This is a genomic window from Gemmatimonadota bacterium (genome assembly GCA_026705765.1).
Classification (GTDB): domain Bacteria; phylum Latescibacterota; class UBA2968; order UBA2968; family UBA2968; genus VXRD01.
Genome location: JAPPAB010000097.1, coordinates 1 through 11,337, shown reverse-complemented (window position 1 = coordinate 11,337; position 11,337 = coordinate 1). Strand labels below are relative to the sequence as shown.

7 protein-coding genes are annotated in these 11,337 nt (G+C 54.6%); 6 read left to right on the top strand and 1 reads right to left on the bottom strand.

The window, feature by feature from the left end:
• The 5 genes from OXH16_12620 to OXH16_12600 form a co-directional block, all read left to right on the top strand.
• Positions 1 to 194, top strand: a 194-nt coding sequence (locus tag OXH16_12620; protein MCY3682238.1) for a hypothetical protein, incomplete at its 5' end; no start/stop codon positions are given.
• Positions 195 to 564: 370 nt separating this feature from the next.
• Positions 565 to 1,263, top strand: coding sequence for an outer membrane beta-barrel protein (locus OXH16_12615; protein MCY3682237.1), 699 nt, complete (start codon positions 565 to 567; stop codon positions 1,261 to 1,263).
• A gap of 22 nt (positions 1,264 to 1,285) precedes the next feature.
• Positions 1,286 to 4,381, top strand: coding sequence for a TonB-dependent receptor (locus OXH16_12610; protein ID MCY3682236.1), 3,096 nt, complete (start codon positions 1,286 to 1,288; stop codon positions 4,379 to 4,381).
• Between the two features lie 69 nt (positions 4,382 to 4,450).
• A complete protein-coding gene (locus OXH16_12605) occupies positions 4,451 to 6,955 on the top strand; it encodes a hypothetical protein (protein ID MCY3682235.1) in 2,505 nt (834 codons plus the stop codon).
• A 55-nt stretch (positions 6,956 to 7,010) separates the two neighbouring features.
• On the top strand, positions 7,011 to 7,952 hold the full coding sequence (locus OXH16_12600) for a PorV/PorQ family protein (GenBank protein ID MCY3682234.1): 942 nt from the start codon (positions 7,011 to 7,013) through the stop codon (positions 7,950 to 7,952).
• Positions 7,953 to 8,021: 69 nt separating this feature from the next.
• On the opposite strand, the gene OXH16_12595 is transcribed toward OXH16_12600, so the two are convergent.
• Positions 8,022 to 10,490, bottom strand: a complete 2,469-nt coding sequence (locus OXH16_12595) for a GWxTD domain-containing protein (GenBank protein ID MCY3682233.1) — start codon at positions 10,488 to 10,490, stop codon at positions 8,022 to 8,024.
• A 173-nt stretch (positions 10,491 to 10,663) separates the two neighbouring features.
• Here OXH16_12595 and OXH16_12590 point away from each other — a divergent pair.
• The coding region (locus OXH16_12590; GenBank protein ID MCY3682232.1) for a phytanoyl-CoA dioxygenase family protein at positions 10,664 to 11,337 on the top strand (674 nt) is incomplete at its 3' end.

The following is an 11,337-nucleotide window of genomic DNA, read 5'->3' as shown; positions in this document are numbered from 1 at the left end:
CGACAAGTCGGGGGAGCGTGACTGTCGGCATATGTGACGCCATCACTGACCACACTGGTAACGCCTTACGAGGCGATTGCCCAGACCGCGATGGATCTGATGCTGGAGCAACTCGAGGGGCAGGATACGCCTCGGCAAATAACCTTGAAGTCGCATCTGGTTGTGCGGGAATCCTGCGGGACGAAAAAAGATAAAAAATAATCGAAAAAACACTTGACATTGGGAGAAATTTTAATGCATATTATTTGTGATATAAGTGCAAATGTGTGTCTGTGTTAGAAATTTATCATAAGTGGATAATAAACAGTAGTTTGTCTTCGTCATCAGTTCGGAGCTAAAACCGTCTAAAAACCAGCGGGAGGGCATGGTATAGATGGTTTTTTTTGTACCTGTATCTGAAAGTTAGAAATTTATGTTTGGAAAATTATTAGATTAATTGATGTTTTTATTTATAAGAAAATAAGTTCTATAAATAATTTGAGCCGGAGAAAGGAGGGGGATTTGAATTGAGTGCGATACCGTGTTGTGTTTGTGTTTTTTCCCATCTCAAAGGAGGGCCAGCTTATGCGGATGTTGAGAGAGATGTTTAGAACACTATGCCTCGCTGGGGCGGTTCTAATTTCGGTTTCCACGGCTGAAGCCTTAGAAGAAGGCCAGTCGGGGATCGGGTTTTTCGGGAGTGCAAATGTCCCGTTGTTCAAATTTGGCGAGTGGTACTCTGCGTCTCCCAAGTTGGGGATTAGCTATAACTATGTAGCTTCGTCGAGGATTGTCGCCGAGATTGAGTATCACTATTCTTCGATGCTGGGCGGCGATCTGGATACGCGCGAGTTCACCTGGCCGATTGACAGCCAGAACTACCGCAGCCCAAATGTCGATCAAGGCGTGACGTTCAATAGCCTGACCGCCAGCGGCCTGCTCCATTTCAACGAGTTGGGCGAAGGCACATCGCCCTATATAATGGGCGGCGTCGGATTTTTCGGATTCTCGAACGAGGTGTCGGGGTTGATTTTTCCCGGGCAGTCGGGAACGTCCCTGGATACCAGCATTATGACCCCCGCCTTCAACGACAAGGTGGCGGCGCTGACCTTCTCTATTGGAGGTGGGATCAGCATCGCGGGGTCCGAACAATTTGTGATCGATCTTCGCTTGCGGTACAATGTGATTATGGGCGAACTCCGTCCCCTGGAGGACTGGGGGCTGGAAAAAGTGTTCCCTATGCAGGCGATAGATCTGGCAGGTGGAATTAAATATTATTGGTAATTTTCACTAAGGAGGCTTTTCGATGTATAGAAAATGTCTGGGTTTTGTTCTCGTTGCGATTTTTGCCCTCGGTTTTATCAGCCTGGTCGAGGCGGCGACAACGGGAAAAATTACTGGTCGTATCGTCGATAAGGCTGGAGAGGCTCTGCCGGGTGCCAACGTGCAGGTGGAGGGGACGACCCGTGGGGCAACCACCGATGCAGAGGGGTATTATTTTGTCCTGTCAGTTGACCCGGGGAGCTACACGGTGAAGGCGTCGATGGTCGGGTACACGGGTGAGACCAAGTCCGGTGTGCGGGTTGCATCGGATCTGACGACGACAGTTGACTTCTCGCTCAATGAAGCGGCTCTGGAGTTGGGTGAGTTGACCGTGATTGCAGAGCGGCCTCCGGTAGAGGCAGATGTGACGGAGAGCCGTTATGTGGTGACAGCCGAAGATATTGCGGTGCTGCCCATTGTGCGCGATCTGGATTCATTTATCGAACTGGAAGCGGGTGTCAACATCGACGGCACAAATCGGATCCGCAATGCCTTTTTGGGCGGTGATGGCGGCGAGTTGGCTGAATATACGGTAGATGGTGTGCGTATGACGCACTCGGATGGTCGGCGCGGAACGGGCACCCGCGGGAGCACGCAGAACTGGACCGGCGATGTCAATACGTCGGCGATTTCAGAGATTACTGTGTTGGCTGGCGGATTGAATGCCGAATACGGCAATACCGGTTCCATCCAGATTGTGACCAAAGATGGCGGTCGGGACTACCACGGACAGTTTCACTATCGGTATTCGCCAGCACAACAGAAGCACTGGGGCAATAATGCTTATGAGAGCTTCGTGCATCAGGGCCGGCTGAAGTACGGCGATACTGAATGGGCAAATGAAACGGCCAATGGCCGGAAGGTGCATCAGCGGCCTTCGAGCGATTATACCGATGTGCGAGGGCATTTTTTAGAGGCGTCCCTTTCGGGACCTATTAACCGCGATCTGTCGTTCTTTGCCACCACAAAGCACGATGTTCAGCCGCGGAACCTGCCCCAGCCGACTGAGCGCGAGCCATTTAACGCGGATGTGAGCTATAAATTAACCTATAGTGCCACACCGGATATCAAGCTCCGTGCAGGTGGGCTGTATTCCAGCCGCAAAGGTCGCTATGCAGACAGCTTTAATTCCAGGGCGATTTTCCTCGATGAACGCGGAAGACTCGGTGGGGAGTGGCAGGTGACGGACAATATGTTCTATATGTCCAGTATCCACACCCTATCGGCAAAGACGTTCTACGAGGTTCGGCTGTCGTATATTGCCAGCAAGCAGGACACGATTGACATTCCAAGCGTGACGATAAATCCATCTCTGGATAATGACGGGTGGTTTTATACCGATCCCGGGCAGGTGCGGGATCTGCGCGTCGGGCAGCAGAACAAGCTGGCACTCCGGTTTGATCTGGCCAGTCAGGTGACCCGCACGCACTTCCTGAAGGGTGGTTTTACGTTTTATCGCTACAACAACTGGAAGACCGAGACCTTCGAAAATGTGGATGGGCGCACCCGGTGGATGATTTACTGGGGCAAGCGATATGAACCCGGCGTGGGAATTACGCCCACCGAACTCCACGCTTATGTGCAGGACAAGATGGAGTTTGAGGGGTTGATCATCAATGCGGGATTCCGCTACGAGCGGTATAGCGGTGGTGAGGCGTTGCTTTATCCCTATCAGGGAACGCCTATGGGCTACAACTTCACGCGTTTCCGGGAGCATGCGCAATACGGGAATATGCAGCCGATGAACTGGTTTATGCCCCGGGTGGGTATCTCGCACCCGATTACGGCCAAGTCGAAGATTCACTTCTTCTACGGGAAATTTCACACCCGTCCGGATTTCCGCCGGATATATCAGCAGAACTGGCAATCCACAGGCCCGCACTCAATTGACCGCAACAACGATGGGGTCATCAGCCCGCAAGAAGAGAATAATGCGCTGGATCGGAACGACTCGTTTGGCGCGGGCTTTGTGATTGACGAGTTCTTCTCTTTGCAGCATTCGCAGGTCTCTACGGCTTTTGAACTGGGTACTGAGTGGAATTTCATCAGCGATTATTCCTTCCAGGGCACTGCTTATTACCGCATCACCAATGGATTTTTAAGTGTTAATGGTGCGGTATTCCGCGATCCGCAGCAGGGAGGCAAGGCCAAGACCCGTTCTCAGGGTCCAAGGGGCCACACCACGACCCGCGGCATTGAACTGGCATTGAAGAAGGGGTTGAAGCACAACTTCTCGTTCAAAGCCGCACTCAACTTCGGCTGGGGCGAGCGCCTGACCATTGGCGGCACCAAGCGGGGCAATATGGGCGCCAGCATCTATCCGGATGCATCCTATATTGCCGATCCCAACCGGTACTGGGTCAGTCACACGATTGACCCGAATACGGGTGCAGAGATCCCCGATCCGCCGACCGGTGCCAAGCTGGAGGAATTGAAGGCAAAAGCACAGGCTGTGGTTGATCAAGGGTTGGCCGGCGAGTTCGGCGTGGGTGCGATGTATGCGACCAACGATGGAAAATTTTATCCCTTGTGGGAGCAGAGCGGGTTGTCCAGTGAGGAGCAAGCAGCGCTGCGGGGGCTTTACGCCTTTTCGACCACGGGCTGGAGTGTGGAAGGTGGGCGCAGCGATGCCACGCGGACAAATGGGAGCCTGGTACTGATTTACGCCAGCCCGCCCGATTTTGGTCCCGGCGAGATGTTCTGGGGCAGCAAGCTGTTCGGCGATGTCCGGGTGAACATGATCTACCGCATCTTCACGGGGCGGATCTTCGACTTTCAGGATCCGAAGACCAGCTTGAACCTGAAGAAAGAGGGTCCCACGATCTCGACGGTAGATTTCAGCTTCCAAAAAGGGTTTAACATCAGGGGCATCCGCCCATTGCTCTATGTGGAGATCGAAAATTTATTCAATTTCAAAGGCTCGCCATCCACGAGCGCAGACTACGTGCGGTGGGGATTGCTTGAAGCGCAACCCACGGATCCGTTGTTCGTGCAGTTCGGCGGTGATGCCAACGAGTTGAGCAGATTTACGAGGACTAATCCGCGCCTGGTATTTACAGGGTTGCGGTTGACCTGGTAAGCAGGCACAGTACCGTGGTGTGGGCACTGCGCTCACACCACGGATCTAATCTTAGATAGAGGATATGACATGAAAATGTATGCGAAATTTTCTCGCACGGCCGGGGCAATCCTTGTGGGAATCTTTGTGATGTCGCTGGCCTGCGAGGTAGCCGCTCAGAATATTCCTCGGCTACCGTGGCGCAATCTGCGGCGCAGCAAGCTCTGGACGGGGCTGATGAACACAGGTATGCACGGTCCCGATCGAGATGGAAGCCGGCGCGCCAGTATGGAGGGTGTAGCCTACCCGGGGCGGAATCGCTTGCCGGGGAGTTTGTGGGATAGGCGCGGATGGCCGGGGTCCAACCAGTGGGTGCAAAATTATCTGCTGAGAACGGCCACAGCACGGAGTCTGGGCACATTTATTATTTCAAAGCCCGATCCGTCGGAATACACCCCCTCGCGAGGGAACGAACTCGTGGTATCGTTTACGAGCCTGACCACCAGCCCGGACATCACGCCGATGGAGTATCCGGTGAGCATGGAAATCGAAGGGCAAATGGGCGTGGGGATGGATCCTCAGCACCCGCTCAAGGGAATTCCTATCGGGGAAGCCAAGAACTGGTATCCGGGGCAGCCACATCCTGGCGCAGAAAATATTGTGGAGATCCACAACTGGGATTTCCACACGTATATGAAGCCAGAGCACAAGCGGTTTGGAGAACTGGTGGCGATTGCCAAGTGGACCACCGAGGCCGGGATCCAGGGCACAAAGAAGATCTACCAGTGGACGTTTCGGGACTGGGATGACTTCATCATTGTGGAGAATGTGTTTGAGAATACCGGAGACTCCGACGGGGATGGCGTTGCCGATCTCAACGGGGGGGCCGGGCTGAATCTCAAGGATGTTTATTTTGCGTTTTACAATTATTTCTGGCCCACGGAAGGCGGTACGGCCAACCGCGACCGCGTAGATAGGGCGCGGGGCTATTACTACTGGTTGTTGCGCCGGTCTGAAACGGAAAACTACAATGTGATTCAGGACGATGTGTACCGCTATACCGAGGCGGCCAACTATGGAACGGCTGACCCAAATCACGCGGATGTAGCGGATGCCGTGGGGATGAAGATGAGCTACGCATTTGACTGGGATTCTCCGCTGACAGCGCACGACGATGCAGGCGATCCCCATCAGCCCGAAAACCAGTGTTGCTGGGGGCGGGTGAACTTCCAAATGCGCGGAGAACTCCTGGCCGGGCAGTATGTGGGGGCGATTCCGATTGATTATACGCCGCCTTTTGTGAACGACGACTACGCAAATTACGTAGCTCCAAAGGTGGCAGAGCAGCCCTTTGCCGTGCCGTGGTTTACCCATAAGGAAGAACCGGATATCAACCGGCACAGCACCGACGAGATCGGTATTGCGCTGGTGTCTGTAGCCAGGCCGGGTGAACGGGTGAGTACGTTCAATATCGCCGGACGCACGGGCTGGCCGGACAATCCGACTGCGCCGTTGCCAGTGCAGGACAATCCCACGCGACGGGGAGAGACCCCCGAGCAACCCATGTCGCCCAACTGGCATGCGTTTTCTCACACGTATGGTCCCTACGATATGCAAAGGGGCGACCGCGTGAAGATCGTGATGGCTTTTACAGCGGCGATGCCGGTAGAAGAAAATATGTGGGGCTGGCAGCGAAATATTCCGCAGAACCAGGCCGATTTGCACACGGACAAGGCCATGCGGAATTTGATGAAGCACGCGCAGCACGCGCAGGCGATGTACGAACTGGGCGGCGACGTGCCGCTCCCGCCGCCGGATCTCCACACCTGGATCGCGAATACACCGGCAGCTACGGCCCAAATTAGCTGGCAGAGTATCGACGATCTGGAAGATCCCGATTATGCGGGTACTGCTGAGGCCAGGGATATTGCTGGGTACCGGGTTTACCGCAGCGATTTTTACTTCGACAACTGGCAACTCTTGAAGGATATCAAAGTCGGAGATACGTCCCACAAAGAGGGTGATCGGTATTCTTACACCGACGATACATCTCTGGCTGGATTTGCCTATTATTATGCGGTGACGGCTTATGACACTGGTCACAGCACCTGGACCAGCAGCGATGGCACCAGGACGCTATCCGATTTGCCACCGGCTGCACAGCAATCGGTGCAAAGCGGGCTGGAGAGCGGATTGGCTGCTCCCGAGCAGTTCTTCCGGTATTCGTGGATACCCACGAGTCCGGCAGTGGCTGCTTATGCAGAGGCCGAACGCCTGGAAGCGAAGGTGTCGGTGGTGCCCAATCCCTTCCTGGCCGATGGTTCTCACGCCTATGAGGGATCGGATAAAATTCGATTCGTGAATTTGCCGTCCAAGTGCAATGTGAAGATTTTCTCGGTTTCCGGAGATCTGATGTCGGAATTTGACCACGATAATCCAGCGGTTGGAGAAGCGGAATATATCCAGCTCACCAAGGCGGTGACGGGACAGGTTCCAGCCGGGGTCTATTTCTTCGTGGTGAAGTCCCTGACGCCAGAGAGTAACGGAAAGATCCAGCGCGGGACATTTGTGGTGGTTGGGGGATCTGTCAGGTAACCGGCGGGCGATGGGTAGTCTCTGCCTATCGCCCCTCTGAATAAGGAGTGCAAGTATGTATAAAAAAGTTTTTGTCATCTGCATGCTCGCCACGACATTGATGGCTATTCCAGCATATGCAGGTGGGCTTATCAAGCGGCCGGACTTGACAATCTTCTCACCTCTTGCGGTGGCGCAAAGCCCTCGAGCCGTGGCAATGGGGAGTGCTTATGCAACAGCTGCAGACGATGTCAATGCCGCGTGGTGGAATCCGGCCGGGATGACGGGCGTGGAGAAATTGGAAGTGTCGTTGAGCCATTCGCAGTGGTTCGTAAATTCTACATTTAACACAGGGGCTATAGCTTATACAAGCGGTGTGCATACCATCGGAGTCAGCATCCTGACTTTTAAGCCAGAGGATGTGGAAGAGACCACGATTTTGCAGCCGGGAGGCACGGGTCGAACGCTCAGCCTGGGCACATCGGCCTTTAGTCTCATCTATAGCCGCAAGTTCACGGACAAGCTGTCCTTTGGCGTGCGATTTATGCTGGCTCGCGAGGATCTTGATCTGACCAACCACACGACTTTTAACGTGGATTTTGGCACCAAGTTCTACACCGGACTTGGCAGTCTGAGGCTGTCAATGGCACTGCGGAACTTCGGAAAGGATACAGAGGTGTTGCGGCGGCAGTTCCAGCAACCTCTGTCGTTCAATCTGGGAACCGCTGCCGAGGTCTATGGGCAGCAAGGCGATCCGTTTTATATCACTGGGGCGGCTGAGATGAACTTCCTGATCAACTGGGAAGAGCGCTACCATGTGGGCGGCGAAGCCTGGCTGGGCAATATGCTGGCGCTGCGCGGAGGGTATATGTTCCGCTACGATTCCTTTGGGCTTACAGCAGGTGCAGGCGTGAAATTGCCCCTGGCCGGGACAAAGATCACGGCGGATGTGGCGTGGCAGCAGTCCAAACACGATCTGAATCAACCCTTGCGGTTTGGGATGGGCTTCGCGTTTTAGTTCGTTGTGTTGAGCATGTAAAAAGGCGACCGAGTTTTTCGGTCGCCTTTTTTTGATTTTGCCAGCTCTCTATTTTTTATACCTGAACTGGATTTCTTTGGCGGCTTTCTGTCCATTGTTGAGGTCTTCGACAGTGACGGTGAGGCGGTTGTAACCGGCTTTGACTTTTTTCAGGCTGAGTTCAAAATACCCGGTGGTAGATTGTTCGTTGCCGGTCTGTTCGAAGCTGACTGTGACCTGTGTTTTGTCCTTTCGCTGGAATATACTGGCAAGGGCACCAACGCTGCTGCGGACCAGATTGAAGGGGCGTATTGGATCTTCCACGGCAATGGTATAGGTGACGCGATAGCGGGTTTGCCCAAATTCGTTTCGGGTGAGGTTATAGAGTTCGTAGTAGGCATAGGCGCTCTGATCTTTCTGGTAGGCGCGGGAGATCATGGGCACGACCCATACGTCGCCTTTGCGGAATTTTTCATCGCCCGGGTTTTCCGAGATGTTCCAGCTTAGCTGGATGTCGCTGAGTTGCAAGGCGTTGGATTGGTAAGGTTCAACGTGTACTTGATGGCGATAAATACCTTTGCGTTCGGCAGCGCGGTCATTGACCTGTACTGTGAGCAGGTAGTTGCCGGGGGGTACGTCTATCGGGATGAGGGTGGGGATGAAGGAGCCTTCGGGCCACATGTGGTGGCCGATAGACCGGAAAAATATGGCGTCTTGTGCGCGATAAACATTGGTGTAGGAGGTGTCGGCCAGGATGACGGCGCAGTCGGCGACAATCGTGGAGGTGTCGCCCGAAGCAAAGGTGCCCATTTCTACAGGGTCAATGCCGTAGTAGATTTCCAGGCGGGTGGCGCCATCTGGCCCGCGAAAGTCGGCAAAATCGTAGTGGAATCCGAGGCCCGACATGGGGCCGCCGGGTGTGTAAAAGTCGGGGACTTCGCTGACCGTGCGGTTGGCGATGGCTTCGGGGGCGTAATACGCGAGGAGGGAGTACCGGTGAAGACCGATGGTGGTTTCTTCGTGGGGAAAGTCGGGAAGCGGCGCGTAGCTGTAAACGCCATTGCCCAACTCGTTGGTGAAGGTGATTTCGATGCCTTCTCCAATATTGGTATAAACCCAGGTTTCCCAGGGGACAATGGTCATGTCGCCGCGTGAGGTGACGGGCAGGAAGTGGTGCTGATTTTCCGGGCGCATCTGCCGCCGCTGGTATTCGTCGAGGGCCAACTGCCCAATTTCTCCGACTTCGCCGCTTGCCTCACCATCTGCGCCAAGGGCTTCTGTGAGGACGAATTCGTTCTGGTTGCCTTCAATTGTACCGGGGGGAACGAGAATATTGCCGCCTTCATCGGTGCGTGCGAGGGCTGCGGGGTCGAGTTCGCCGACGAAAGACTGGTTGGAGCGGATGGGATAGACCGGTCCGGTAAAAACTTCGTCCATGGCTTCGGGACCGTAGAGAGCCAGGGCGAGGCGTTCTTTGACCTGTTCTACGGCAGGCGTGATTTCGGGATTGGCTCTGCCAGAACGCGCGCGGTAGTCGGGGTCGCCATAGCGGATGTAGATGTCTCCCCGCGCATCCCAGGGCGTTTTGGCTTCGGCGAAGTGGTTCCGCGCGTACCACACCCTGCGGTAGTGCTCGATGAGGCGTTCGTTGATTTCGGTGAGCAAATCAAAATCGCGCTTTGCCCAGAATTGTTCGAGAAAGGCGGGGCGTTCGGCTTCGGGGGTTTCTTCGTAGATTTTGAGTTCTTCTTTGGTACCTACCATGGCGATGTCATCGTAATAGATCCGTTCTGTTTCGGGCAGGGTGTTGATGAATTGCTCAAAGACGTTGAGGGCTTTTTCCGGCTCTCCCTTATCGAAGAGGATCTGCGCGGCGATGGGAAGGAAGCGAGCATTTTCGAGGTGGTATTCGAGGTTTTTGAGGATGGATTCACTCAGGATCATCTGGTTGTCGCGTTGACGACCTTCGGCATTGCGGCGCAGTTCAATGTAAGAAGTGCCCAGGAGATAGGCGATTTCGGGATTGTCGGGTTGGTGTGTCAGTGCCTGTGCAAAAGCCCGAGAGGCAGCGGTGTGGTTCTCATTCAGACGGATGTACGCACGGCCGAGGAGGATGTAGGCGGGCGCGTAGGTGGGGGCGAGCCGGGTGGCACGCCGGGCCGCGCTGACGGCTTTGCGGGCATGGTAAACGGCCATGATCCCACCAGAGGCTTTTTTGTAGTGGATCTCTGCAATGCCGGTCTGGGCTTCTGGCGAGGCATCATTGAGTTTGAGGGCTTCTTTAAATGCCTTCATCGCGTGGTCCAGATACCCCGCGTTGATGTATATGGGGGCAACGGCGAGGTAGGTCTGGATGTTGTCGGGGTTTTGTTTGATGGCCGCTGTGAGTGCTTTGATGGCCTGGTCTTTTTTGTTGGTTTCAAAAGCAGCCTGTCCCTGAGCAATGAGAGAATCAATCTGGGCTTCCTGGGCGGAAAGCGGTGCAGAGAGCAAGAAACAGAGCAGGGCGGGTGCAACACATTTGAGGGTTGTGTTCATCGAGAAGCCTTTCACAAAAGATACTAAAGTTTTGAGAATAGAATCTATTAGAAATATAGGCTATTGGCTTGTCCCACACAAGGCATAGCTCGCGGTATTTGCTTGAATTTCGGATTGAGAGGCGATAAACTTATGGTAGGGATTGGTTGATTCGAAACACTAAAGGAGGATCTATGCTATTTACCGATGTACAAATGAGGCAATACGATGAGGAGGGAGCGGTTACGATCGACAGCCCCTTCACGACCGAGGAGTTGGACCGCGCGGAAGCGGCATGGGACAGGTTGAAGGCGAGCGGGCGGTCGCCTTATGAAGATCCGGATTATGTCGATGTTGTCCAGCATCCCTATTTGGAGGAGGTCGCCAAAAAGGTGCTGCGAGCTGAATCCGTACATCTGTGGTGGGGATTGTCGCCCCACGAGCGCGCACCGAGCAGCGCACCTTTTGCGAGCGTTCGCGAGCAATGGGGGAATGGATGTCACGTCGATATTCAGGCGACATGGGAGGATTTTCAGGCGACGCCACGCCGGATGCGCGCTGAGTTGTGGCTCTGGGTCAATGACGTGCCCGAGCATCGGGGGGCTATGCGCATTCTGCCGGGTAGCCATCGCCCGATTATGGAACACTGGAGCCGGGTTTTGACGCCAGAGCACAAGGCGATGTTGCCCCGCGTCCACGGGTTGCGTCCCAAGCCGTCGGATACTGCGCCGGCTTATCCCGAGCATGTGCCCGAACTGGTTGATACGCCCTGGCTGGAGCAAGAGCCTGTTCCGGCTGTTGCGCGTCGAGGGCAGATGCTGATTCTGTGTAGCGGGGGATTGCATTCTGCATGGCAGAACGAGGATAC